Raw genomic sequence first — 24,693 nt, 5'->3', positions numbered from 1 at the left:
GTTCTCCGTCATGCGGCCGGCTCCAGCCCTGACGCACGGGCAAGGTCAAGCCGTGGCTTCCTTCGGGTAGTGGCGGCGCAGGTTGGCCGCGAGGACGCGGTCGAGCGCGCGGTCGGACAGCAGGGGGCCCAGGCGCATGATCAGGGCGGCGTCCCGGCCGGCGGTGTACCGGGTGCGCGGTCTGCGGGCCGTCACGGCCTTCGCGATGACCCGGGCGGCGGCGTCGGCGGTCAGGCCCGAGGCCGTGCCCGAGGCCATCAACTCGTTGTTCGCCCGGACCAGGCTGCCGTAGCGCTCGCCGTGCTCGGGTGTCATCCGGGCCGCGAGGTCGTTCGCCGTCGCGATCCCACGGGCCGCGATCTCCGTCCGGACACCGCCGGGCTCGACCACGACGACCTGTACGCCCAGCGGCGCGACCTCCCGGCGGAGGGAGTCGCTGACTGCTTCCAGGGCGAACTTCGCGCCGGCGTACGCGCCGTACGTGGCCATGGCGTACTTGCCGCCGATCGAGCTGATGTTGACCACACGGCCCTTGCTGCGCAGCAGTGCGGGCAGGAGCGCCTGGGTGACGGCGATGTGGCCGAACAGGTTGACGTCGAAGACCCGCCGCCACTCGGCCATCGGCAGTGTCTCGACCGGGGCGTTCACCTGGACGCCGGCGTTGTTGACGACCGCGTGCAGGGCGCGCGGGTCATCGGCCACCCGCGCGGCGACCGCCTCCACCTGCTCCGGCTCGGTGATGTCGAGGATGACCGGCTCGACGCCGGCCGACCGGATGGTGTCGGCGTCACGGTCGCGTCGCACGCCGGCCAGGACGTGGAACCCCCGGCGGGCCAGCTCGCGGGCGGTCGACGCGCCCATGCCCGTGGAGGCTCCGGTCACGACGACCAGCTTCTGTGTTTCAGTTGACGCTGTCATCTTCCTGACGCTAACAGATGACAGCGTCAACTGTAGGATGGGCGCCATGGTCTCCCGTGCGGAATCCGCCGCCGTCACCCGGCGCGCCCTGCTCGACGCGGCCGCCGGCCTCCTCGACCTCGGCGGCCCCGAAGCCGTCACCCTGCGCGAGGTAGGGGCGAGGGCGGGCGTGAGCCGGGGAGCGCCGTACCGCCATTTCACGGGCAAGGACAGCTTGCTGACCGCCGTCGTGACCGAGGGCTGGGAACGGATCGCCGACCAGGTCCACGCCCTCCGGACCGATCCGGCCCTGTCGGCCGCCGGCAAGCTGCACGGCGCTCTGTGCACTCTGCTCGGGGTCGGCCGGAACCAGCCGCATCTGTACCAGATGCTGTTCAGGCGCCACGGACACCGTCCTGAGGAACTCGGCGAAGGACTCGACCGCGTCCGGCGTCAGCTGTGCGGACCGGGGGAGGACCCGGCCGCGGACCGCGTCCGCGCGGCCGGACGCTTCCAGGACGAGTTCCTGGCCGTCGTCGCCGGTCTCGTCGGGGAGCGGGACCGGCAGCACTACGGCGCCCTCCTGCTCGCCGGCGCCCACGGCATCACGGACATGGAGCTCAGCGGCCACCTCGGCACGGGAAGCCTGAGTGCCCCCGCGGAGGAACTCGTCGACACCCTCGTACGCATGGTCGCGAACGCCGGCGGAACGCTATAGCGGCTGAGCCGTGGCGGGGAGCCGCCGCGGCTCGCTCAGGCCCTCTCAGGCGCCGGCGCCCCCGTCGACCGGCACCAGCGCCCCGGTCACCACCGAGGCGCGGTCGCTGAGCAGCCACGCGGCTGCCTCGGCCACCTCGCGGGGCTCGGCCATGCGGCGGAGAGGGGTCGCCGCGTTGTTGCGCTCGATGATGCCCGGGGACACCGCTTCCCACGCGTCGATCATCTCCGTGGCGGTGCCCCCCGGGGTGATGCCGTTCACCCGGATGCCCTGAGGGCCCCAGGTCACCGCCGCGGTCTCGGTGATGCTGTTCAGCGCGCGCTTCATGGCGCCGTAGGCGGGGAGGGCGGGGTTCGCGCGGCGGCTGCCGATGCTCGACGTGTTGACGATCGCCCCGCCGCCGTTCCTTCGCATGAGCGCGGCCTCGGCGTTCATGGCGGTCCAGTGCGAGCGGAAGTTCACGACGAACTGCTCGTCGATGTCCTCCTCGCCCGTGGTGTCGAGCGGGCCGGGCTGCTGGATCGCCGCGCCGTTGTTGAAGGCGCCGTCGAGCCGCCCGTGCAGCTCCTCGACGCGGTCGACCGCCGCGCGGATGCTCGCACGGTCGGCGAGGTCGAGGGTGACGGAGTCGGCGACGCCGCCGTCGGCGCGGATCTCGGTGACGATGAGGTCGAGGGCGTCCGTGCTGCGGGCGGCGAGCACGACGGAGGCGCCCTCGGAGGCGAAGAGCCGGGCCGCGGCCGCCCCGATGCCACGGCTGGCGCCGGTGATGAACACGACCTTGCCGGTGAGCAGGCCGATGGGTGCGATGTCGGTGTGGTTCGTCATGACGGCAGTGTCGGCCGGGACCCGGAGCCGGATACAGGCACAAGCTGTACCAGGATCCGTCGCCGCGGATTGTGCAGACTTGGACCATGGACAAGCAGGAGCTCGGGGCGTTCCTCCGCAGCCGTCGCGAGCGGCTCCGGCCGGAGGACGTCGGCCTTCCCTCCGGACCGCGGCGCCGGACACCGGGTCTGCGCCGCGAGGAGACCGCCGTCCTCGCGCACATCTCCACCGAGTACTACGTCCGGCTCGAACAGGGCAGGGCGCCGCGTCCCTCGGGCGAGGTTCTCGCCGGGATCGCCGGAGCCCTGCGGCTCACCGACGCCGAGTCCGACCATCTGCACGTCCTCGCCGGCACGGCGTCGACCCGGGCCCGGGTGCACCGGCGCGACGTCCGGCCGAGCGTCCTCACGCTGGTCGAGCGGCTGCCGCAGACGGCGGCCATCGTCGTGTCCGCCGCGTTCGAGGTGCTCGCGTGGAACGACCTCGCGGCCGCGCTCATGGAGGACTTCGGCGGGCTCGCTCCCGAGGACCGCAATCTCGCGCGCCGGGCGTTCCTCGGACAGACGCGGCCCGGAACGCCGCTCTACGGGGTCTCCGACGCGGCCGAGTTCCGGCACCGCGTGGTCATGGAACTCCGTGCCACGCTCGCCCGCTACCCGGCCGATCCCGAGGTCACCGGTCTTGTCGGCGAACTCCGCGACGGGAGCTCCGACTTCGTCCGGCTCTGGGAACGGCACGACGTTCAGGCCGCGCCGATGCTCACGAAGACGTTCCGTCACCCGGTCGTCGGGGAGGTGACCGTCGACTGCGACACACTCACCCTCGCGGACCGCGACCAGCACCTCGTGCTCTACAGCGCGCCGAAGGGATCCCCCGACGCCGAGGCCCTGGCTCTGCTGAACGTACTCGGAGCCGAGGCCGGTGAGTACCGCCGGTAGCGACGCGGCCTGCCGGCCGGGGAAAGGCGTCTCGGGAGCGGTGTGGCGTTCCTCACAGTGAAAGCACAGGTGGCGAAAGCAACTGCACCCATTCGTCTTTTCTGTCTGCTCCGCAGTGGGTTGTCGGCGGAAGCAGGTGAAGAAAATGTGATGGCTGACCCTCTCTCCGGTCATACGATCGCCTCAAGTCGCGTAGGCGTGTCCCATTCCGCTGCGACCCCTTCTCTCTTTTTTCGGACCCCGAAGGGCTCTAGTGAAGATTCGCCAGATTCTTGCCACCGCTGTTGCCGCCGCAGTGACCACGCCTGCGGTCCTGCTGTCGGTCACCCCCGCGTTCGCCGACGACAAGCCGGCCGCGCAGACGCAGGAGAAGCCGTCCGTCACGGAGCTGGAAAAGGCCGCCGCCGCAGCGCAGGCGGCGTACGACGACGCCTTGGCGGCCGAGAGCGCGGCCGAGGCGGCTCTGGACGAGGCACTGTCCGACACCGCCCCCCTGGCCGTGGCCGCCAAGGCCGCCGAGGTCGTGGCGGCGGCCGCCGGTACGGCGAAGACCGACGCCGACAAGGCGGTCGTGGCCGCCGAGGCCGAGGTCGAGAAACTCCAGGAGACGGGCACCGACGAGGAGAAACTCGACGCTGAGGCGAAGCTCGCCGAAGCCGTGTCCGACGCCGAGGATGCCCTGAAGGCCCTGGATGACGCCGAGGCCGAGGTCGTGACGGCCCGGACCGCACTCGCCGTCGACCAGAACGAAGCTCGCCAGAAGCTGAGGGAGGCGACAAAGGCCACCGAGGCCGCGCTCGCCGACAAGAACGCCGCCGACGCGGCGCTCGCCAAGGCGAAGGAAGAGGAGGCCCAGGGCGGCGGGAACGGCGGCGAGAACGGCGGGGAGGACGACACGTGCGTCCCCGAGCCCAAGCTCACCACCGTCGTCACGGGACTGCCGTCCACGGTCGTCGCCGGCACGAAGGTCAACTTCAAGCTCCGCGTGACCAACGGAACCGACAAGACGCTGGACGAGGTGTTCCCGTTCGTCTACGCCCACGCGACCGACCGCAGCGGGGTCAACGACCTCGACCACCTGGTGCACCTGCAGTGGTCGTCCGCTTCCTCCTCGACGTGGAAGAACGTCGACAACGAGAACTACATCGAGAAGATCAGCCCGCTGAAGGCCGGCGCCCATGCCGACATCAAGCTGCGCCTGACGGTCGACGCCAAGGCTCCGGCGGGCAACGGTGTCACCTTCGTCGCCGGTGACTACTGGAACGCCGACGGCACCTGCGGCGGAAGCCCGGACCTCGAGGGCTACGAGTTCATGATCGCCGCCGCGGGCAGCAACCCCGGCAAGGTCCCCGACGCCAAGCCCTCGAAGAAGCCGAAGACCGCGGACCTCAAGCCGCAGAGCGGCGCGTCGGCCAGCCCCGTGAGCGGCAGCCTCGCCGCCACCGGCTCGTCCTCCGCCACCTCGCAGCTCGCGCTCGCGAGCGGCGCGGCCCTGGCGATCGGTGCGGGCGCGGTGTTCGTCGTGCGCCGTCGCAAGGCGGGTTCGCACTCCTGAGGCATGAGGTGAGGTGCCGGCCAGGCACCCGCCACACGCGTTGACCGCCCGGAGGGGCCGGCACCGGACGGTGCCGGCCCCTCCGTGGTGACACGGCTCAGCCCGCGTCCTGACGAGCCGTCAGCACCGAGCGGATCGGCACCGCGGCGTCGAGAAGAGCGCGGGAGCGAGCCGCGATGCTCGCGTCCCGGGCAGCCAGGGCGGCTTCGGCCTCCTCCCTGCCGGGCCCGCGTCGCAGGCTCGGCATCAAGGCCCGCAGCGGTTCGATCCGGTAGCCGGCGCTGCGCAGTTGGTGAACGATCCGGGCGTCCCGGGTCTGCGCGGGTGAGTACCGTCGCGTCCCCCGTGGGGGCACACGCTCCGGAACGGCGAGGCCCTCCGCGTCCCAGTGCCGCAAGGTGGACGGGCGCACTCCGAGGGCGGCGGCGAGTTCCGAGACGCCCATCGAGTCCGACGTGCGTACGTCCTCGATCGGTTCGGCGGAGATCGCCGTCACGGCCTCCCTGGCGAGCCCCAGATCCGCACGCTCCCGGTCGAGCCGGGCGTGGGCCGCGTCGAGCAGCGCGAGTGCCTCACCGACCGGGCGCGTGTGCACGGTACGCATGATCCGTTTGGCCTCGACCGGGCCTGTGGCGGCGGCGAGGGCCCGGTAGGCCAGCGCCGACCGGACGTGCGCCTCCCCATGGATCCGGTAGCCCGAGGCCGTACGCGTCGTCGGCGGCAGGACACCGTCGCGTTCGAGGTTGCGGATCTGCTGGACGGAGTACCCCGCCCGCCGCGCGACATCGACCGTGCGCAGGTCCGACGACTTGTGGGTTGCCACCCGCCGCTCCTCCGGATTCCCGTCCAAAGCCTCCACAAGCACCTTAATGAAACGCTTGAGCACATGACCATCGACGAGATCACCGACTTCGTGACCGGCCTCGGCGGGGTGCTGGCCGTCAGGCCGGCACCCGGCGACGGAACGCCCGAGATCAGCTGGGGGGACACGTTCTTCACCTACGCGCCCGACGGCGTCGCGCCGGAAGCGACCCAGCCCTTCGTGACGATCGTGACGAAGAACTACCCGGGCGACGAGGTGTCGCGCCTGGACCGCCCGGACACCTTCCGCGTCAACATCGCCGCCGGGAAGGAGGCGTTCAGCCACTGGACCGGCCACGCGCCGCGCGAGCCGGCCCCTGAGGGCGACCCGAGCGTCACCGACACCGTGATCGGGCACCCGGTCTACGGGTCCGCCGGCTGGCTCGCGGTGGTCAATCCGGGCAGGCGGACCGACGAGGTGGTGCGCCGGCTGCTGCGCGAAGCTCATCACCTCGCACGTACGCGACACGAGCGACGGACCGGGTCGGCGCCGAACTCGTAGGAGCCATCCCCCTCAGACGCGCTCCAGCGGGCGGTGCGGGGCCGGCGGGAGCTCCACCTCCACCGCGTCGTACGGGCGGACCGGGCCGCCGTGGCGGACCACGGCCATGACGCCGGACCTGAAGGTGAAGTCCCCCGACACCGGATCGATGGCGAACATCTCTCCGAGCAGGCCCTGCCGGAAGTCGTTGATCTTCGCGCACGGATTGCGCAGGCCCGTCAGCTCCACCACCGCCTCCGCGCCGAGGTGCAGCAGGGTGCCCGTCGGGAGCCCGAGCAGGTCGACATCGCGGGTGGTGATGTTCTCGCCGAGCAGGCCCGCCGCGACGGCGTAACCCTTGAGGGCGAGCTCGTCGAAGAGCTCCTCGTGCATCAGGTGCACCTGGCGCAGGTTGGGCAGATCCGGCTCGTACGTCATGCGGAACTGGTGGCGGATCGTCTCGCCCGCGTGGACGTCCCCCTCGACGCCGAGGCCGGCGAGCAGGGTGACGGAGGGGCGGTTGGGCTTGCTGAAGGAGTACGTCCCGTTGCTGCTCACCGCTGTGACCCGGCCTGCCATGTCCCACCCCGCCCGTCGGCCCGTGTGCTCCGGGCCATCCTAAGGAGGCCCGGTGTCAACGCGGGCCCACAGCCGGGCGTCCCAGGATCGCCGCCCATGGCAGGTCCCGTACCTCCGGGCCCTGCCGCGGTTCGTACAGGGGCCAGACGTCCGCCCCGTACACCAGCTCGACGCCTGCCCCGCGCAGGGTCGCGATGTGGCCCTCCCACGCCGGGTGCCGTGCGTGCGCGGCGTTGATCCGGGGGAAGACCACCACCGGGACGCCGGCCGTGCCGAGTGCCTCGCTCACCTGCGTCAGAGCCTGGTTGTCGGCGACACCCGTCGCGAGCTTGGCGACGTAGTTCGCGCTCGCGGGTGCGACGACGTAGCAGTCCGCCACCGGATGCGGGCGGGGCTCCGCGGGCAGGCGGGGCGTGTCCCGCACCGGCAGGCCGGTCAGCGACTCCAGCCGGTCCCACTCACCGTTCGCCCTGAGCCAGCGACCGGCGTTCGGGGTGAGCGTCACGGCCACCTGCCAGCCCAGCGCGATGGCCGGCTCGACCAGCCCGGTGCGCAGCGTCTCCACTCCGTCGGTGGCCGTGCCCACGACTCCCAGCACCCCGCGGCTGCCTGCTGTCACCGTTGTCTCCGCCCTGCATCGCTCTGCCCTGCCGGCCGGCGGTACAGCAGAGGCGTACCCGGCGGCCGCTTGTGCGCCAGTGTCCCAGTCCGGGAGGCCGAGGTCCTGGCGCATGGGGCGGTCCGGGGCGGCTCCGGGATGCGAGGCGACGAGGCACGGGGGACCGTGGAGGCATGTCCGGACATCCGCCTGTGATCGTGTACCCGCCCTCACCGACCGGTGGGCGACGGGTGACCGTGCGCGGGCAGATCGTGGGGCTGGCGCACGGGCGTGGTGACGTGGCCGCGTTCCTCCGGCGGGCCGGTCTCGCCCAGGGGGCCGAGGAGATCGACCTGGACCGGCCGGAGTTGATCGAGTGGCGGGGCGGAGACCTCGAAACCTGGAGGTGAGTCCCGTGAAGCGTCGAGGTGCACACCGGCACGAGGCGTCACTCGAACCGCCCCCCGGTTACTACGGGGCGAGCGCGGGCACACCCGACGACACGCAGCGGGACCTGATCCTGGACTGGGTGGTGAGCCGCCGGGTCGCCACCGGATGGCGGGTGGAGTCGCGGTCCGGAAGCCAGGCCGTGCTGGTCAGGGGCCAGTCGGTCGACCATGTGCTGCACGCCTTCCTGACGGTCTTCTCGTGCTGCCTCTGGGGCGTCGTCTGGGCGGTCCTGGCACTGACCAACAAGGTCGAGCGGGTGGTGCTCACCGTCGACGCGCGAGGGCAGGTCGTGACCGTGGGAGCGCCCTGATCGGGGCGGCGGACCGGCGGGGCGGGCCGTCACCCCAACGGGCGCGTCCGGGTCGTGGCCGGTGAGGTCGTCGCACAGGGTCGGATCTGCCCACCGTGATCCGGTGCGGCCCGTCGAGTGGAGGAATCCCATGGCCCAGTCAGCGTCCGCCCCCGGCTCCTCACGCCCCTCCGCCCCCGCTCCCGGCAGCCCCTGGGCGGCCACCGGGGCGATGTTCGCCGGGGTCGTGCTCCTCGTCGACGGCATCCTCGCCGTCGTCAAGGGGATCGCGGGCATCGCCTCCGACGACGTGTACACGCGCATCAGCAACTACACGTTCAAGTTCGACATCACCGCCTGGGGCTGGATCCACCTGGTCCTCGGGGTGGTCCTGGCCCTCGTCGGATGGAGCATCCTCAAGGGCGCGGCCTGGGCGTGGGGCGTGGGCATCGGGCTGGCGGCCCTGAACCTGATCGCCAACTTCATCTGGCTGCCGTACCAGCCGGTGTGGGCGATCATCTCCATCGCGCTCGACACCTTCGTCATCTGGGCCCTGTGCGCCCACCGGGCGAAGCCGGTCATCTGACGTGAACCCGGGGCGAGGCGGCCTGGAGCCGGACGCCGTCACGGCGCTGGCCGCCGAGGCGTACGTCTACGGATCCCCGCTCGTCCGTCAGCTGTCGGCCGTCCAGGCCTGTCTCCAGGAGGGCTGCGGGACGTTGGCACCCGCGCCCTTCAACGACTTCGCCCACGCGGACGGACCCGCCACGCCCGGCACGCACACCCCGTACGCCCCGGCCGACCTCGTCGACGCGCTCGCCCAGCTCGACCTCTCCGGAGGGCCGGTGAGGCTGCACGTCCCGGACACCGGCGGGGCCTACTACGTCCTCCAGTTCGTCGACGCCTGGGGCAACGCCTTCACCTATCTCGGCACCCGCGCCACCGGCACGGACGAGGGGGACTGGCTGGTCGTGCCGCCCGGCTGGGCCGGCACCGTCCCCGACGTGGTGTCGGGGGTGATCGACGCGCCCACCTCCGTCGTCTCCGTCCTCGGCCGCCTCGCCTGCGACGGGCCCGAGGACATGCCCCGGGTCAGGGCGCTCCAGCAGGAGCTCACGCTCACGCATCTGGGCGACCGTGCCCACCGGACCGGGCTCCCGGCGACCGAGTCCGGCGTCCCGGGCGAGCTGCGGTTCTTCGAGGAGCTCCGGGTCTGGATGGCCGACTTCCCGCCCGCCGCCGCCGATCGCGCCTACCAGGACCGCTTCCAGCCGCTGGGGCTCCTGGAGGAGGGGCTGTCGCCGTACGTGTCGGCCGGGCCCGGTCTCGTACGCGCGCTGCGGCGGGGGCTCGCGCTGGGACGGCTGCGGGTGGAGGAGACGGCCCGTCCGCACACCGTCCCGGCCGACGGCGCCCCGGGTGCCTGGCGGATGGTCCCGCACCTGCGCGACTACAACCTGGACCACCTCGGCGTCGGCACGCTCCGCTCACCGGAGTGGAAGATCCCCGACCGGGAGGCGTCGTACCTGGTCAGGGCGGTGGCTGCCCGGCGGGGACGCTGGCTGCCCCACGGGTACGAGGCGGTGTACGCCCACACGTCCCGTGACTCCCGGGGCCGCCCCCTCGACGGCGCCCACGGCTATGTGCTGCACCTCGCGCAGCCGCCGCCGGTCGGGGCGTTCTGGTCGCTGACCGTGTACGACAGCCCCGGGGGCCACCTGGTGACGAACGCCGCGGGCCGGTACGCGATCGGGGACCGGACGCCCGGGCTCGTCCACGGCGACGACGGGTCGCTGACGCTGCGCCTGTCCGCGCACCGGCCGGCGGACGCGGCCGGCGCGGCGAACTGGCTGCCGCTTCCTGCCGGCGCCTTCCTGCCGGTGCTGAGGCTCCACCTCCCCGACCAGGCGGTTCTCGACGGGAGTTACGTCGTCCCCGCGCTCCGGCGGCTCGGGGACGCGCCGGATCCGTAAGCCGTCAGGCGCGTTGTCAGTGGCGCGTCGCACACTGGAGACATGTGCCGCAGCATCAAGACACTTCGCCCCCCGTCCATCCCCGAAGAGGCCACCGAGGAGGAGATGAGAGCCGCCGCTCTGCAGTACGTGCGCAAGGTCTCGGGCTTCCGGGCGCCCGCCGCGCACAACCAGGAGGTCTTCGACCGCGCCGTCGAGGAGATCACCGAGGCCACCCAGCGGCTGCTGGACGGCCTGGAGATACGGGGCGCGGCCCGGGTCTGAGTGACGCGCGGCCCGTCAGCTCCCGGCGGGGGCTCCCACGACGGGTGCGGGTGAGGTGTGCGCGGGGCGGCGGACGACGACAGCCGCCAGTGCGCCCGCCAGGAACAGGGCGAGGACCGAGACGGCCGTGCCCAGCCATCCCGCGCCCAGCCACTGGCCGCCGAAGTAGCCGAGGCCCACGCTGTAGACCGCCCAGGCCACTCCGGCCACGGCCGACCAGGGCAGGAACTCCTTCACCTTGCGGTGAGCGGCGCCCGCGCCCAGGGAGACCACGGAGCGGCCGGCCGGGGCGAAGCGGGCGACGACGACCAGCGCCCCTCCGCCGCGGCTGAGCGCCGCGCCGAGGCGGTCCTGCGCGGAGGTGAGGCGGCGGGACCGGGCGATGGCACGGTCCAGGCGTGCACCACCGCGCCAGGCGAGGCGGTAGGCGACGAGGTCGCCGATGACGGAGGCGCTGGCGGCGCAGAGGGTCAGCACGAGGAGCGAGGGCACGTGCCGGGTGGCCTCACCGGCCACGGCGGTGACCGTGGTCGTGCTCGCGGCCGCGGCGGTGGCCGCGGTGATCACCAGGACGCCGCTGGGGAGGACGGGCAGGAAGACGTCCAGGAGAACCGAGAGGGCGACCACCGCGTAGATCCATGGGCTGCCGGTCAGCGCACCCACACTCTCGAGCACTTTCTACTCCCCGTTCCCGTGTTCCGTGTCAACGCCGCGACGTCGCAGGGGAGCGGCAGGAGCGGCAGGGCCAGCTGTACAGCGTACGCCTGCCGCTCACCCGGTTCACCTGGTATTCACCGGCTCCACGGCCGATGTCGCGCAGGTCACGTACGACCCCGGCCCCCCTCGGGGGAGGGGGGCCGGGGCGCGGGGAGCGTGGAGTCAGGCCGAGACGGCCGGGGCCTTCTCGTAGGCGGGCTCGCTCTCGCTCGCGGAGCCGCCGCGCGAGGAGAACAGCCGGTCCAGGGCGATCGCGCCGGGGCCGGTGAAGACGAGCAGCAGGAAGGTCCAGCAGAAGACGGCCGAGGCCTCACCGCCGTTCTGCAGGGGGAACAGCGACTCGGGCTGGTGCACCTTGAAGTACGCGTAGGCCATGGAGCCGGAGGAGACGAGCGCGGCGACGCGGGTGCCGAGGCCGAGCGCGACCAGGGCGCCGCCGACGAGCTGGATCACCGCGGCGTACCAGAACGGCCAGGTGCCGGCGGGGACGGTGTCGCCGCCCATGACTCCGAAGAGCGAGGCGGCGCCGTGGCAGGCGAAGAGAAAGCCGATGACGATGCGGAAGAGGCCGAGGGCGTAGGGCTGGGCCCGGTTCAGGCGTATGAACATGGGGGGTGGGGCTCCTTCGGTCTGGGGACGTGAACCGATCGAGGCCCATCAGGTTAGGGTGACCTCACTATTGCTTGCAAGTTCAACATTCTGTCGAGTGGCTGAAAATTGGTCATTCGTTCGAAGTCAGCGAGCGCTCCAGAACGGTCTCGAGCTGTGCCCCCGTGGGCCTGGCTCTGGCCTGAACCAATGTCAGTGCCGCTTTCCGGCCGTGCAGGGTGAGGGTCATCAGCTGATTGCCGAACCACGGCCCGCCCGTCTTGCGCCAGCGCATCGGCGGCCCTCCCGTCCGCCCGTGGAGCGCCAGCGCGCGCCCGAGCCACCGGCCCACCCGGCTCCAGCCGAAACGGAAGCCGGCGCGCACGTACGCCGGGATGGAGTTGTGGACGGGAGAGCAGGTCAGTTGCAGGACGCGAGCGGCGGGAGTGCCGTCCGGGGCGGAACCGGACCACTGGGGCTCGGCGATGTACGCATGGTGCACATCGCCCGAGAGCACGCATACCGTCGCGGGCGCGTCCGGCCCGCTGCCCGCCTCCCTCAGCAGCTCCGACAGACGGCGGAAGGACTCCGGGAACGCGGCCCAATGCTCCAGGTCACCGGCCCGGCGCACCTTCTCGCCGCGGCGCGCCCAGCGCTCGCCGCGGTCCCCTCGGCACAGCGCGGCGTTCCATGTCTCCGCCTCGTGTATGAGGGGCGGCAGCAGCCACGGCAGCGAGGTGCCGATCAGCAGATGGTCGTACGCGCCGGGGTCCGCGAGCACCTCGTCGCGCAGCCACCGCTCCTCCTCCTCGCGGAGCATCGACCGCTGCCCCTCGTCGAGGGACCGGGCCGCCCGGGTGTCGACCATCAGCAGCCGTACTCGTCCGAAAACACGCCGGTAGCTCCAGCGGGTCCGCGTGGGATCGGCGTCCGCCGCCGCCGCGTGGTCGCGCAGGGTCTCGGTCCCGTCCGGGGCGGCGCGCACGGCCGCGTAGACCGGGTCGGCCTCCAGGGCGTCGGGGGAGAGGTTGCCGAGGTGCTGGTAGACCCAGTACGACATCAGCCCGCTGACGATGCGCTCGTGCCACCACGGAATGCGGCGCATGTCCTGGACCCAGGCGGCGCTGGTGTTCCAGTCGTCTATGACGTCGTGGTCGTCGAAGATCATGCAGCTGGGCACCGTGGAGAGCAGCCATCGCACGTCCGGGTCGCGCCAGGACTCGTCGTAGAGGTGGGTGTACTCCTCGTAGTCGGCGACCTCCGCGCCGGGGGCCTCGTCGAGATCCCTGCGGGCGGCGAGCCGTCTCTGTGTGGCCTGCGAGGTCTCGTCCGCGTACACCTGGTCCCCGAGGAGAAGGAGGACGTCAGGGCGTACGGCGCCGGGGTCGGCCGCGAGACGGGTGGCCAGCGCGTCGAGGGCGTCGGGGCCGATGGCGTCGTGCCCGTGGGCGGGCGGGGCCGCCCAGCGGCAGGACCCGAAGGCGACCCGGACCGGATCCATGTCGTCCGGCCGGTCCACGGCGGGCGTGCTGATGGTGCTCGGCGGGAAACGGGAGTCCTCGGGCGGCCACACGCGGTGGCCGTCGAGCAGCACCTCGTACGGGGTGGTCGAGCCGGGGGCCAGGCCGGTCACCACCACCAGGGCGTAGTGGTGCCCCTGGACGGCGAAGGTGGGGGAGGCCCCGCCCGCCCCGTCCGCGCAGCGGACCTCCGCCGTGCAGGGCCTGGTCGCCTCCACCCAGACCGTCGCCCGGGAGCCGGACTCCCAGTCGACGTACCTCAGCAGCGGTCCCAGGCGTAGCCCGGCCATGTGTGCCCTCCTCGCGTCGCCGTCGTCGATGGATCCGTAGGGTACGGAACGACGGAGGAGGGCGGGTTGGTTCCGCCGGGGGGCGGGAGGTCAGCAGCCGTTCAGGACGGACTGCAGGGCGCTCTTCTCGGTGGAGTCGACGGTGAGGTCGTAGTAGTGCTTCACGTGTACCCAGGCACGGGCGTAGGTGCAGCGGTAGGTGGTGCGTGACGGAAGCCACTCACCCGGGTCCTGGTCGCTCTTGGACTGGTTGACGTTGTCGGTGACCGCGATGAGCTGCGGGCGGGACAGGTCGTTGGCGAAGGACTGGCGTTCCGCGTTGGTCCAGCCGGCGGCCCCGGAACGCCAGGCCTCGGCGAGGGGAACCATGTGGTCGATGTCCAGGTCGGACGCGGCGGTCCAGGTGGCGCCGTCGTACTCCGAGTACCAACTGCCGCTCGTCGCGGCGCAGGAGGAGTCCTGGACGACGCCGGTGCCGTCACGCTTCAGCACGACTTCGCGGGTGTTGCACGCTCCCGACTGGGTGATCCAGTGCGGGAACTTGTCGCGGCTGTAGCCGGACGAGGAGCCCTCGGTGGAGACGGTGAGCTGACTCAGATACGTACGGGCGGTCGAGGCGCTGACCGGGGTGGGCATGGCGGCCTGGGCGGTCGGGGCCGTGAGCAGCCCGGTGGTGGCGGCGAGAGCGGCCGAGGCCGCGACGACGGCTATGCGACGCGCGTAGATACCGGACATCTGAACTCCCTTGATGTGGGGGGATGTTGAGCAGGCGACCTGTCGAGCCGGACCATCGTGGCGGTGCCGGATTTCGGTGGGGTGGTCGCCAGGTAACAGAGTGACGACATGCGCACGTCACATCAAGGGGTAGGACGGTCGGTCTGACGTCCCGTCCGAAGGCTGTTCGAGTAAGCGGGTTGACGGGGCGGCAGCCCTTAGGGTTGCGGCGTGCTGCTTCCGGTCGGTCCCGCCCTCGGTGTCGCGCTCGCCGTGCTCCTGGTGTGCGCCGTCGCCACCGCCGCGTGGGCCTCGCTGGGCAGGTCGCGCGAGATCGCCGTCGCCGGGCTCCGGGCCGCGGTCCAGCTGGCCGTCGTCTCCCTGCTCATCGGCTGGGTGGTGCGCTCCCTGGGACCCCTGCTCGGGTTCCTGGCGCTGATGTTCGCTGTCGCGGTGCGCACCGCGGGCCGGCGGGTCACCCGTAACCGCACCTGGTGGTGGGCCGCCGTGCCGATCGCGGCGGGCGTCGTACCGGTCGTGACGGCGCTGCTGCTCGCCGGGATCCTTCCGGCGCGGGGCATCGTCCTGATCCCGGTCACCGGCATCCTCGTCGGGGGCGCGCTCACCGCGACCGTGCTCGGCGGGCGGCGCGCGCTGGACGAGCTGGGGGTACGGCGCGGGGAGGTGGAGGCGGGGATGGCGCTCGGGCTGACCGACCGGGACGCCCGGCTGGAGATCGCCCGCCCCGCCGCTTCGGACGCCCTGCTGCCGGGGCTGGACCAGACCCGGACCGTGGGGCTCGTCACCCTGCCCGGGGCCTTCGTGGGCATGCTGCTGGGCGGCGCCTCACCTGTGGAGGCGGGCGCCGTTCAGCTGTTCGTCCTGGTGGCGCTGATGGCGGTGCAGACGGTCGCCGTCGCGCTGGTCCTGGAGCTCGTCGCCCGGGGGGTGCTGCACCGGGAGTGAGACGAGGACGGCCCCGCTCGGGGCTGTGTGCCGAGCGGGGCCGTCCTCGAGGGGTGCGGGGCTACGAGGCGTCGTCGATGTGCAGGCGGATCGAGCCGTCCGTGCCCGCCTCCACCCGGAGTCGCGTCAGGTCCTCGACATGGGCGTCGGGGGAGAGCGCCGCCGCCCGCGGGCCGACGCCCACGACGCGCATGCCGGCGGCACGGCCCGCCGCGATGCCGGCCTCGGAGTCCTCGAACACGATGCAGTCCGCCGGGTCGAAGCCCAGCTCGGCCGCGCCCTTGAGGAAGCCCTCGGGGTCGGGCTTGCTGGCGCCGACCATCTCGGCGGTCACGCGGGTCTCCGGCACCGGCAGGGCCGCGGCCGTCATCCGGGCCTGGGCGAGCGCCTCGTCGGCGGAGGTCACCAGTGCGTGGGGGAGGCCGGCGATCGACTCCATGAAGGCGGTGGCGCCGCCGATGGGCACCACGCCGTCCGTGTCGGCGGTCTCCTCGGCGAGCATGATGCGGTTCTCCGCGTAGTTCTGCTCCATGGGGCGGTCCGGCAGCAGGGCGGCCATCGTGGCGTAACCCTGCCGGCCGTGGACCACCTTGAGCGCCGCCTCGGGGTCGAGTCCCTGTGCGATCGCCCAGCGGCGCCAGCAGCGCTCCACCACCGCGTCGGAGTTCACAAGGGTGCCGTCCATGTCCAGCAGGAGGGCGCGGGCTTCGAGGACGGTGGCCGGCATCGGCATGCTCCAGAGCGCGGGGGACAGCTCGTAGCTGCGGTGAAGAAGACTGCGGTGTGGTGCGGTGAGGAAAACAAGTAGCCCCGCCCGCCGGTCAGGGAGAACGAGCGGAGGCTACTTTGTTCCATCACGATACAAAAACCTGCGCCGAAATGCCAATCGCGCGCCGAAACGACTCCCCGCGGGGAAGAGGGCCCGCTCAGGACCGGCGCCCGTCGCCGCTCGTACGCTCCTCCAGGGCGCGGCGGGTCTCCGGGCCGTAGACGCCCGACGGGTCGCCCTCGACCGACGCCCACCTCTGGAACTCGGCGACGGCGTCCTCCACCCGCTCCGAGTAGTCGCCGTCGTCCGGCCCCCGGTAGACCCAGATCTCCTGCAGCCGCCGCTGGAGCTCGGTGACCTCCGCGCCGCGGTCACCGCGCCGCAGCGTGCCGCCGGACGCCTCCTCGGCGGGCGGCGGCGCCGCGGCCGTGGTGGGGGCGGGCGCCTTCGTCGCGGACACGGAGGGCGACGGTGACGTCGAAGCGGTGGCCGAACGCGACGGCGACGGGCTCCCCGACGGCGAGGCGGACGCCGAGGGTGAGGCCGACGCAGACCCGGACGGCGTGGCCGAGGGGGACGCGGACGGGGACTCCGACACCGACGCGGCCGGCTCGTCGCTCACGGCCGGCGCGCTCGTCGTGACCTCGGGCAGCGCCGTGTCCCGGCGGTCCTCGTCGTCGAACAGCCCGCTCGCGAAAGCGGCCGTGCCCACCACCGCGACCACCGCCGCCCCCACGGCGGCAACGGCGAACGGCCGCCGGCGGCGCGGTTGCACCGGGTCGGGGCCGCCGCCCGCGTAGGCGGCGGCCGTACGCCGACGGGTCTCGTCCGGGGCGACCGCCCCGGGCGGCGCGCCCGACGAGGCCCCACCCCCAGGCGTCCCGTCCCCCACGCCGTCCAGGAACAGCGGCATCGTCGTCTCCGCCGCCGGGGTGCCGGGGTCCCGGGTGTCGTCGCTGCTCAGCGTCACATACGGCCGGATCCGCAGCGGGTCGAAGTCCTCGGCCGCCGCGATCTCGGCCGACCGGGCGTTCCGCTCGGCCGCACGGGCTCCGCAGGCGCACCCCGCCCCAGGTCTCGCGCTCTGCTCGCCACCGCACTCCGGGCACACATGTCCGGTCATTGTGGGTTCCCCTCCCCATCGAACTGCCTGCGATTATGCAGCCCCCCACGGGGAAGCCCAACGCCCGTACCACTGCTCGGCAGGCCATAACGGCACAGAACGGCCAGGATAGGGGGAAGCGGACCCGAGGAGATGCTCATGGCCCAGCAGTTGAGCCCGCCACCCCTGGCGGAAGGCGGGGGGCGGTCCCGGCGGAACGTCCTGGTGTCCATCGGCGCACTGCTCCTCGGCATGCTGCTCGCCGCACTCGATCAGACCATCGTGTCCACCGCCCTGCCCACGATCGTCAGCGAACTGGGCGGCCTGGACCACCTGTCATGGGTGGTGACCGCCTACATGCTGGCGGCGACCGCGGCGACCCCCCTCTGGGGCAAGCTCGGCGACCAGTACGGGCGCAAGAAGCTCTTCCAGACCGCCATCGTCATCTTCCTCGTGGGCTCCGCGCTCTGCGGCATGGCCCAGAACATGCCGCAGCTGATCGGCTTCCGCGCCCTCCAGGGGCTCGGCGGCGGCGGGCTGATGGTGCTTTCGATGGCCATCGTCGGCGACATCGTCACCCCCCGTGAGCGAGGCAAGTACCAGGGTCTGTTCGGAGCGGTGTTCGGGGTGACCAGTGTGCTGGGCCCGCTGCTCGGCGGCTTCTTCACCGAGCACCTCAGCTGGCGCTGGGTCTTCTACATCAACCTGCCCATCGGCGTCATCGCGCTGCTCGTCATCGCCGGTGCCCTCCACATCCCGGTCCGCCGCACCAAGCACACCATCGACTACCTGGGCACCTTCCTCATCGCCTCCGTCGCCACCTGCCTGGTCCTCGTCGCCTCGCTCGGCGGAACCACCTGGGCCTGGGCGTCCCCGCAGATCATCGTCCTCGCACTCCTCGCGGTGGTGCTGCTCGTCGCGTTCGTCGCCGCCGAGCGCCGGGCGGCCGAACCGGTGCTGCCGCTGAAGCTCTTCCGGAAACGGACCTTCACCCTCGTCGCCGTCATCAGCTTCGTCATCGGCTTCGCCATGTTCGGCGCCATGACCTACCTGCCGACGTTCCTCCAGGTCGTCCACGGCATCACCCCGACCATGTCCGGTGTGCACATGCTGCCCATGGTCCTCGGGCTGCTGATCACCTCGACCGGCTCCGGTCAGATCGTCAGCCGCACAGGCCGCTGGAAGGTCTTCCCGATCGCCGGCACCGCCCTCACCGTGGTCGGCCTGCTGCTGCTCCACACCCTCTCCGAGAACAGTTCCACCTGGACGATGAGTCTCTGCTTCTTCGTCTTCGGCGCCGGGCTCGGCCTCGTCATGCAGGTGCTCGTGCTGATCGTGCAGAACTCCGTCGGCTACGAGGACCTCGGCGTCGCCACCTCGGGGGCCACCTTCTTCCGCTCCATCGGAGCGTCCTTCGGCGTGGCCGTGTTCGGCACCATCTTCACCAACCGGCTCTCCGGCAAACTGGAGGAGGCGCTCAGCGGCCGTTCCCTGCCGCCCGGTGTCGACGCCGGGGCACTGGCCGCCGACCCCCGGGCCATCGGCCGGCTCCCGGCCGATCTGCGCCCCTCGGTGCTGAGCGCCTACTCGACGGCGATCACCGACGTCTTCCTCTACGCCGCCCCCGTCGTCCTCGTCGCGTTCGTCTTCGCCTGGTTCCTCAAGGAGGAGCCCCTGCGCGGATCGGTGACCGCGCCCGACACCAGCGAGACCCTGGCCTCCAACCCGGTCCAGCGCTCCTCGTACGACGAATGCGCCCGCGCCCTGTCGGTGCTCGCCACCCGTGAGGGGCGCCGGGAGATCTACGAGAAGATCACCGAGAAGGCCGGATACGACCTCCAGCCCGCCGCCAGCTGGCTGCTGCTGCGCATCAAACGCCACGGCACCGTCGAGCCGGGCCGGCTGGCCGAGGTCGCGCCCGTGCCGCTGAGGGTGATCACCTCGGCCGCCCGCCAGGTGGAGGGGAACGGCTACGCCCGGCGCGAGGGCATGCAGCTGGTGCTCACCGAGAAGGGCGCGGAGGCCGTGGTCAAGCTCTCTCAGGCACGCGAGGAGTCCCTGGCCGAGCTCCTGGGCGACTGGTGGGGCCCGGAACGGCCCACCGACCTGATCCGGCTGGTGACGGAACTGTCGTCCGAGGTGAGCGGGTCCCGCAGGGAACGGCCGCACATGCCCGAACCGCGCCGCGACCACTGGGTGGGCTGACGGCCCGCCCGGACAGGCGCCGCGCGGAGTGGCTCAGAGCTCCTTGGCGAGCCAGTGCTCCGCGTAGGGGCCCCGGTTGAACGCCGGGACCTGCGCGTAACCGTGCTTCGCGTACAGCCCGCGTGCCTCCACCAGGTCGTCGCGGGTGTCGAGCCGGATCCGCCGCACCCCGTACGCCCGCGCGGCGCTCTCGATACCCGCGAGCAGCAGGCCGCCACCGCCCGTCGAGCGGAAGGCGGGCCTGACGTACACCCGGGTCAGCTCCGCCGTCGCCGGGTCCACCAGCCGCAGGCCCGCGCAGCTCGCCGGCTTGCCCTCGTACCGGCCCACCAGGAATTCCCCGGTGGGCGGGGCCAGCCGGTCGACGCCGTCGTCCCGCAGCCCGTCGTCGATCTCCGCCGTGGTCGCCGGACGGCCCCAGTAACGGCTCGCCACCTCGTCGTAGTAGTCCCGCCGCAGCAGGGTCGCCTCGGGGCTGCCGAAGTGTTCGGGGGTCACGGTCCACGTCATTCGTACATTCTGTCCAGGGTGAGACGGGATGACGAACCCTTGACTACGCGCAGGAGGCAGCGAACATGCGGGACACCACTACCAGGACGGCAGCCGTCCAGCGGCTCGGGGAGCAGTGGATACGGGAGCTGGCGCGGCCCGGCGGGGGCGGCTTCGTGTGCTCGCCCGCCGGACTGTGGCTGGCCCTGACGGCCGTCGCCGCGGGCGCGCGTACGGAGACGGCCGTCGAGCTGCGCATCCTGCTCGGCGTGGCGGACCACGAGGCCGCGGCCGTGGTGACGGAGGCGGCGCGGGACTGGGAGCGCACCGAGGCGCTGAATGTGGCGACCCGGGTGTGGAACAGCGTGCCGCTCCACCCGGAGTACGAAGCGTCGCTGCCCGACGTCGGGTTCGGGCCGGTCGACGCCGCGGAGATCGACGCGTGGGTCCGCGAGCTGACGGGCGGCCTGATCGAGCGGCTCCCGCTGGACATCGACGGTGGGACCGCGCTCGTCCTGGTCAACGTGCTGGCCCTGGAGGCGTTGTGGGAGCTGCCGTTCCGCGTGTCCGGCACCCGTGACGTGCCCTTCACCGACGCGACGGGCACGAGCGCGCCCGTGCCGACGATGCACGCCCCGGTCCTGCGCGGGGACGCGTGGACCACATCGGGCGCGTACGTCGTCGAGCTGCGCTGCCGCGCGGAGCGGGGTGGTGCGGCGCCCGCACGGGTCAGGTTCGTCCTCGGGGGGCCGGGTGAGGGCGCCGACCGGGTCCTGCCCCTGGCGTGGGCGCCCGAGAAGGCGCGGGACCCGGTGGACGCGGACGCGGTGACCTGGGCCCTGCCGCGCTTCACCCTGCGGACAAGGATCGGAATCACCGCTCAGCTGCCGGCGCTCGGCGTGCGCCTCGCGACCGACGCCGCCGCGGCGGACTTCTCCGGCCTGTCGCCCGTGCCCCTCCACATCTCGGACGTCGTCCAGGAAGCGGTGGTGAAGATCGCCGAGAAGGGCGTCGAGGCCGCGGCGGTCACGGTCGTGGCGCCACGGGGCGCCGGCGCCGCACCGCGGACGGTGCGGCACATCGCCTTCGACCGGCCCTTCGGGATCGTCGTCCTGGACGGCTCCTCGGACGTTCCCCTCTTCGCGGGCTGGCAGGCGGACATCCCCCAGTACGAGGGCTGACCCGGGCCGTGGACCTCCGGCCCAGCCGGAATCGGGCATTCTTTCGGCAAATCAGTGGTGACAGTCAGGCTAAGTGGGGGTTGATGGTGTCTATCCCCCGGGGCAATGCGAGGCTTCATCCGCACATACCCGGGCCGAGGGGACAGTGCATGGAAACGGGAGGGTCGGCGCAGCGTGACAGATGTGGAGCGCAGTGTGCGGGGGGACGCGGCGGCGGATCCGGGGACGAGAGCCGCTGCGGCGCGAGCCGTCCTCTGGCTGCTCGTCGGTGCCCTGGCGGTACGGCAGGTGGCGGTGGTGCTCCGGCGGCCGCCCGGTGAGCGCCTCACCGATCTGGAGACCTGGACCGGCGCGACCGGGGTCCTGCACATCGCGGGGTCCCTGTACGACCCGGGCCGGTTCACGGGGACGCCGTTCGCCGGTCTGGTGCTGAGGCCGCTGACGGTCTCCGCCCAGCAGGCCCTCGGTGTCGTGTGGACCTTCGGTTCGCTGCTGCTCGTCGTGGGGCTCGGATTCGTCGCCGTCCGTGCCCTGCCCGCCCCGGTGAGCAGGCGTACGGCGTTCCTCGCGGCGCCCGTCGCGATCACCCTGCTGATGGTCTCACTGCCCGTCCGCACCACTCTGCATCTGGGCCAGACCAGCATCCTGCCGGTCCTGCTGGTGCTCCTCGCCTGTTTCGCGGTGCGCGGTGAGCGCCTCCCCGGTGTACTGACCGGTGTCGCCGCCGCCCTCCAGCCCGCCATCCTGCTCTTCGCCGTCCTGTTCTGGCTCACCGGCAGACGCAGGGCCGCCGCGACCGGTGGTGCCACCTTCGCCGTCTGCACGGCGCTGGCCTGGGCGGTGATGCCGCGTGACTCATGGGCGTACTGGGTGCACCATCTCGCGGGGGCGGGCCTCGGGGACCGTCCGGACAGCCTGGCGAACCAGTCGCTGCACGGCGCCCTGCTGCGGTTCGGTCTCCAGGGCCCGCTCGAGATCGCCCTGTTCCTGGCCCTGGCCGCCGCCGTCGTCTTCGTCGGACTGCGCCGCGCCGCGCACTACGCCCGGGACGGGCAGCTGCTCCTGGCCGTCGCGATCACCGGCTGTGTCGCCGTCGCCGTCTCTCCCACCGCCTGGCAGCACCAGCTGCTCTGGGTGCTGCTCGCCGTCGTCGGCCGGGCCGGCACCCGGGCCTCCGACCGGCTGGTCTGGCCGGCGGTCGTGGTGCTCGTCCTCACCCTGCCCGGGAAGATGCTGCTGCCGAACGTCGGCGTGGTCCTGCCCGTGCGCGACAACGTGCTGCTCGTCGCCGCGCTCGGCGCGGCCTGCGCCGTGCCGTTCCTCTCCCGCACCTCGCCGTACTGGCAGCGGCCGATTCCCACGGACTACGCGAAACCGGTGCCGGCGCGATACGCGTGGGTACCGCTGCTGCCGTTCTGGCGGCGCGTGCTCAGCCGCCCCAACCTGCTGCTGGAACTGCTGCTCATCAGGGTCGTCTACTCCGCGTACGCGAAGGTCAGGCTGGCGGCCACCGCGGGGCGCTCCACCGCCGAGGAACACGGCCGGCAGATCCACTTTGCGGAGCAGTGGCTGCACATCGACATCGAGCACTGGGCCAACCACACCGTCGTCGGCATCCCCTGGCTGCGGGACTTCTTCGACTACTACTACTCGACGTTCCACTTCATCGTGCCGCTCGCGATCCTCGGGGTGCTCTACGTGCGCCGGCCCCCGGACTACCGCTGGGCCCGCAGCACCATCGGCTTCGCCACGGTCCTGGCCCTCGTCGGCTTCTGGCTCTACCCCCTGGCGCCGCCGCGTCTGATGCCGGGGCTCGGCTTCATCGACACGGTCCACGGTGTGCAGGACCTCGACAGCCCCGACTTCGGGGCGCTGACCGCGATGACCAACCAGTACGCGGCGATGCCGTCCCTGCACTTCGGCTGGTCGCTGTGGTGCGGTGTGGTGATCGCCCTGCTCGCGCCGAAGGCGTGGATGAAGGTCCTCGGGCTGCTGCACCCGCTGTTCACGGTCTCCGCGATCATCGCCACGGGCAACCACTGGGTGCTGGACGCGGTCGGCGGTGCCGCGGTGGTGGCCGCGGGCTTCGGGCTGGCGTACGCCCTGTCGGGGCCGCGCAGGCTCCAGGCCGTCGTCCCCCGCGCGGCCGGGCGGCCGGACCGCGAGGCCGGTGACGCGGCCGGGGAACCGGCGCCCGAACCGGCGGACAGCAAAGCCTAGGACCCCTACGGGCCAAAGGGGTGCGGGATCAGGCCTTGACCGACACTCCGGGCTCCGCGGCGACGGTGCCGCCGCGCTCCCCGAGCTGTTCCGTGTCCACGTGTGCCGTCTCGCGGGCGGAGAGCGCCGCGACGACCGGCGGCAGACAGAGCGCGGCGGCGAAGACGGCGACCCCGGCCCAGTTGTCGCCGTCGGGTCCGGCGATCTGCGAGGCGAAGGCAACGGCGAAGCCGGCGATGGCGAAGCCGGTCTGGGTGCCGATCGCCATGCCCGAGAGCCTGACGCGGGTCGGGAACATCTCGGCGTAGAAGGCGGGCCAGATGCCGTTGGCCGCACTGTAGACGACGCCGAAGACCAGCATCCCCGAGATCAGCACCAGCGGATAGCTGCCCGTGGAGATCGCCCACAGGTACAGGGGCATCACCACCGCGCTGCCCACGGCGCCGACGAGGAAGACCGGCCGGCGTCCCACGCGGTCCGAGAGCCGCGCCCAGAGCGGGATGGTGAACAGGGCGACCACATTGGCCAGCGCGCCCACCCAGAGCATGCCGGTGCGGCTCAGGCCGACGGCGTCGCTCGTGGCGTACGACAGGGCCCAGACGGTGAAGATCGTGCTGACCGTGGCGATGACGGAGGCCGCGACGACCCGCAGCACGTCGGCCCAGTGGTCGCGCAGCAGCACGGCCAGCGGCATCTTCGCCACGCCTTCGGTCGCCGCCTGCTTGGTGAAGACCGGGGTCTCCTCCAGGGTGCGCCGGATGACGTAACCCGTGACCGCGACGGCGACGCTCAGCCAGAACGGGATGCGCCAGCCCCAGGAGAGGAGCTGCTCCTCGGGCAGGGCGGCGACCGGGATGAACGCCAGGGTCGCGATGAGCTGACCGGCCTGCGTCCCGTTGATGGTGAAGCTGGTGAAGTAGCCGCGCCGGTGCTGGGGCGCGTGTTCCAGGCTCATCGAGTTGGCGCTGGCCTGCTCACCCGCCGCGGAGATGCCCTGAAGGATCCGCAGGAGGACGAGCAGGACGGGCGCCGCCCCGCCGATCTGGTCCCGGGTGGGCAGACAGCCGATGAGGAACGTGGAGAGCCCCATCAGCATCAGCGTGAAGACCATGATCTTCTTGCGGCCGAGCCGGTCCCCGATGTGACCGAGGAAGAGCGCGCCGACCGGACGGGCCGCGTAGGCGACACCGAAGGTGGCCAGGGACAGCAGGGTCGCGTTCGCCGGATCGGACTCGTCGAAGAAGACCTCGGGGAAGATCAGCGCCGCCGCGCTCCCGTAGATGAAGAAGTCGTAGTACTCCAGCGCGCTGCCTGTCCAGGCGGCGAGCGCCGCTTTCCGGGGCTGGGCCTGCGGTGGGGGAGCGGGGGCGGGGGCGTGAGCGGTCACGTCGGGCTCCTTCGGGGGACGTTCCGTGCGCGGAGGGACGAGCGGGGGAGTGGTGAGCGGCCCCGGCTAATGAACGCACCAGTTAGTTAGTTGCGGATGGCTACGGATGCTGCG

General features: G+C 72.3%; 26 protein-coding genes. 13 read left to right on the top strand and 13 right to left on the bottom strand.

Features of this window, described 5'->3' with window-relative positions; all coding sequences use genetic code 11:
• Positions 1-45: 45 nt before the first annotated feature.
• Complete coding sequence (locus ACZ32T_RS02900; RefSeq protein WP_467365018.1) at positions 46-918, bottom strand: SDR family oxidoreductase; 873 nt, start codon at positions 916-918, stop codon at positions 46-48.
• A 46-nt stretch (positions 919-964) separates the two neighbouring features.
• Between ACZ32T_RS02900 and ACZ32T_RS02895 the strand changes: the two genes are divergently transcribed.
• The gene (locus ACZ32T_RS02895; protein ID WP_467263502.1) at positions 965-1,615 is read left to right on the top strand and encodes a TetR/AcrR family transcriptional regulator; all 651 of its coding nucleotides are present in this window, start codon (positions 965-967) and stop codon (positions 1,613-1,615) included.
• A 45-nt stretch (positions 1,616-1,660) separates the two neighbouring features.
• On the opposite strand, the gene ACZ32T_RS02890 is transcribed toward ACZ32T_RS02895, so the two are convergent.
• Positions 1,661-2,443 (bottom strand): SDR family NAD(P)-dependent oxidoreductase, encoded by a 783-nt coding sequence (locus ACZ32T_RS02890; protein ID WP_467263500.1) that lies wholly within the window; start codon positions 2,441-2,443, stop codon positions 1,661-1,663.
• A gap of 86 nt (positions 2,444-2,529) precedes the next feature.
• Between ACZ32T_RS02890 and ACZ32T_RS02885 the strand changes: the two genes are divergently transcribed.
• On the top strand, positions 2,530-3,381 hold the full coding sequence (locus tag ACZ32T_RS02885) for a helix-turn-helix transcriptional regulator (RefSeq protein WP_467263498.1): 852 nt from the start codon (positions 2,530-2,532) through the stop codon (positions 3,379-3,381).
• Between the two features lie 253 nt (positions 3,382-3,634).
• Positions 3,635-4,936: an LAETG motif-containing sortase-dependent surface protein gene (locus ACZ32T_RS02880; RefSeq protein ID WP_467365016.1), complete on the top strand. Its 1,302-nt coding sequence runs from the start codon at positions 3,635-3,637 to the stop codon at positions 4,934-4,936.
• Between the two features lie 97 nt (positions 4,937-5,033).
• On the opposite strand, the gene ACZ32T_RS02875 is transcribed toward ACZ32T_RS02880, so the two are convergent.
• On the bottom strand, positions 5,034-5,759 hold the full coding sequence (locus tag ACZ32T_RS02875; RefSeq protein WP_467365014.1) for a MerR family transcriptional regulator: 726 nt from the start codon (positions 5,757-5,759) through the stop codon (positions 5,034-5,036).
• A gap of 63 nt (positions 5,760-5,822) precedes the next feature.
• Between ACZ32T_RS02875 and ACZ32T_RS02870 the strand changes: the two genes are divergently transcribed.
• On the top strand, positions 5,823-6,299 hold the full coding sequence (locus tag ACZ32T_RS02870) for a DUF6194 family protein (protein ID WP_467365012.1): 477 nt from the start codon (positions 5,823-5,825) through the stop codon (positions 6,297-6,299).
• Between the two features lie 12 nt (positions 6,300-6,311).
• Here the strand turns inward: ACZ32T_RS02870 and ACZ32T_RS02865 are convergent, their stop codons facing one another.
• Positions 6,312-6,857 carry an MOSC domain-containing protein gene (locus ACZ32T_RS02865; protein ID WP_467263491.1) on the bottom strand — a complete coding sequence of 182 codons (546 nt, stop codon included), beginning with the start codon at positions 6,855-6,857 and terminating at the stop codon, positions 6,312-6,314.
• 55 nt (positions 6,858-6,912) lie between these two features.
• A complete protein-coding gene (locus tag ACZ32T_RS02860) occupies positions 6,913-7,476 on the bottom strand; it encodes a flavoprotein (RefSeq protein WP_467263489.1) in 564 nt (187 codons plus the stop codon).
• A gap of 173 nt (positions 7,477-7,649) precedes the next feature.
• Between ACZ32T_RS02860 and ACZ32T_RS02855 the strand changes: the two genes are divergently transcribed.
• From ACZ32T_RS02855 to ACZ32T_RS02835, 5 genes are all read left to right on the top strand, one after another.
• Positions 7,650-7,865, top strand: coding sequence for a hypothetical protein (locus ACZ32T_RS02855; protein WP_467263487.1), 216 nt, complete (start codon positions 7,650-7,652; stop codon positions 7,863-7,865).
• 5 nt (positions 7,866-7,870) lie between these two features.
• Positions 7,871-8,215 carry a DUF8108 domain-containing protein gene (locus ACZ32T_RS02850; protein ID WP_467263486.1) on the top strand — a complete coding sequence of 115 codons (345 nt, stop codon included), beginning with the start codon at positions 7,871-7,873 and terminating at the stop codon, positions 8,213-8,215.
• Between the two features lie 130 nt (positions 8,216-8,345).
• Positions 8,346-8,780, top strand: a complete 435-nt coding sequence (locus ACZ32T_RS02845; RefSeq protein WP_467263485.1) for a DUF7144 family membrane protein — start codon at positions 8,346-8,348, stop codon at positions 8,778-8,780.
• 1 nt (position 8,781) lies between these two features.
• Positions 8,782-10,167, top strand: a complete 1,386-nt coding sequence (locus ACZ32T_RS02840; protein ID WP_467365010.1) for a DUF1254 domain-containing protein — start codon at positions 8,782-8,784, stop codon at positions 10,165-10,167.
• 42 nt (positions 10,168-10,209) lie between these two features.
• Entirely contained in the window at positions 10,210-10,431 is a 222-nt protein-coding gene (locus tag ACZ32T_RS02835) for a DUF2277 domain-containing protein (protein WP_104785181.1), read from the top strand.
• 15 nt (positions 10,432-10,446) lie between these two features.
• Here ACZ32T_RS02835 and ACZ32T_RS02830 read toward each other — a convergent pair whose 3' ends face one another.
• The 4 genes from ACZ32T_RS02830 to ACZ32T_RS02815 form a co-directional block, all read right to left on the bottom strand.
• Positions 10,447-11,106, bottom strand: coding sequence for a DedA family protein (locus ACZ32T_RS02830; RefSeq protein WP_467365008.1), 660 nt, complete (start codon positions 11,104-11,106; stop codon positions 10,447-10,449).
• Positions 11,107-11,310: 204 nt separating this feature from the next.
• A complete protein-coding gene (locus ACZ32T_RS02825) occupies positions 11,311-11,757 on the bottom strand; it encodes a DoxX family protein (RefSeq protein ID WP_467263479.1) in 447 nt (148 codons plus the stop codon).
• A gap of 112 nt (positions 11,758-11,869) precedes the next feature.
• Entirely contained in the window at positions 11,870-13,546 is a 1,677-nt protein-coding gene (locus tag ACZ32T_RS02820; protein ID WP_467263477.1) for an alkaline phosphatase D family protein, read from the bottom strand.
• A gap of 90 nt (positions 13,547-13,636) precedes the next feature.
• Positions 13,637-14,281: an HNH endonuclease family protein gene (locus tag ACZ32T_RS02815; RefSeq protein ID WP_467263475.1), complete on the bottom strand. Its 645-nt coding sequence runs from the start codon at positions 14,279-14,281 to the stop codon at positions 13,637-13,639.
• 210 nt (positions 14,282-14,491) lie between these two features.
• Between ACZ32T_RS02815 and ACZ32T_RS02810 the strand changes: the two genes are divergently transcribed.
• Positions 14,492-15,226 carry an ABC transporter permease gene (locus ACZ32T_RS02810; protein ID WP_467263473.1) on the top strand — a complete coding sequence of 245 codons (735 nt, stop codon included), beginning with the start codon at positions 14,492-14,494 and terminating at the stop codon, positions 15,224-15,226.
• Between the two features lie 61 nt (positions 15,227-15,287).
• Here the strand turns inward: ACZ32T_RS02810 and ACZ32T_RS02805 are convergent, their stop codons facing one another.
• On the bottom strand, positions 15,288-15,953 hold the full coding sequence (locus tag ACZ32T_RS02805; RefSeq protein WP_467263472.1) for an HAD-IA family hydrolase: 666 nt from the start codon (positions 15,951-15,953) through the stop codon (positions 15,288-15,290).
• Positions 15,954-16,152: 199 nt separating this feature from the next.
• Positions 16,153-17,118: a peptidoglycan-binding domain-containing protein gene (locus ACZ32T_RS02800; protein ID WP_467365007.1), complete on the bottom strand. Its 966-nt coding sequence runs from the start codon at positions 17,116-17,118 to the stop codon at positions 16,153-16,155.
• A 132-nt stretch (positions 17,119-17,250) separates the two neighbouring features.
• On the opposite strand from ACZ32T_RS02800, the gene ACZ32T_RS02795 reads away from it, so the two are divergent.
• Positions 17,251-19,302 (top strand): MDR family MFS transporter, encoded by a 2,052-nt coding sequence (locus ACZ32T_RS02795; protein WP_467263469.1) that lies wholly within the window; start codon positions 17,251-17,253, stop codon positions 19,300-19,302.
• A gap of 33 nt (positions 19,303-19,335) precedes the next feature.
• On the opposite strand, the gene ACZ32T_RS02790 is transcribed toward ACZ32T_RS02795, so the two are convergent.
• A complete protein-coding gene (locus ACZ32T_RS02790; RefSeq protein ID WP_467263467.1) occupies positions 19,336-19,812 on the bottom strand; it encodes a GNAT family N-acetyltransferase in 477 nt (158 codons plus the stop codon).
• Positions 19,813-19,877: 65 nt separating this feature from the next.
• On the opposite strand from ACZ32T_RS02790, the gene ACZ32T_RS02785 reads away from it, so the two are divergent.
• Together ACZ32T_RS02785 and ACZ32T_RS02780 are read left to right on the top strand one after the other, a co-directional pair.
• Complete coding sequence (locus ACZ32T_RS02785; RefSeq protein WP_467365006.1) at positions 19,878-20,972, top strand: serpin family protein; 1,095 nt, start codon at positions 19,878-19,880, stop codon at positions 20,970-20,972.
• Between the two features lie 174 nt (positions 20,973-21,146).
• Positions 21,147-23,192, top strand: a complete 2,046-nt coding sequence (locus ACZ32T_RS02780; RefSeq protein ID WP_467365004.1) for a bifunctional glycosyltransferase 87/phosphatase PAP2 family protein — start codon at positions 21,147-21,149, stop codon at positions 23,190-23,192.
• A 28-nt stretch (positions 23,193-23,220) separates the two neighbouring features.
• Here the strand turns inward: ACZ32T_RS02780 and ACZ32T_RS02775 are convergent, their stop codons facing one another.
• The gene (locus ACZ32T_RS02775; protein ID WP_467365001.1) at positions 23,221-24,579 is read right to left on the bottom strand and encodes an MFS transporter; all 1,359 of its coding nucleotides are present in this window, start codon (positions 24,577-24,579) and stop codon (positions 23,221-23,223) included.
• Positions 24,580-24,693: the final 114 nt, after the last annotated feature.

Source organism: Streptomyces sp. NPDC023573, assembly GCF_055559735.1.
Note: the sequence above shows the minus strand (reverse complement) of the source record. Positions and strands in the feature narration are given on the sequence as shown.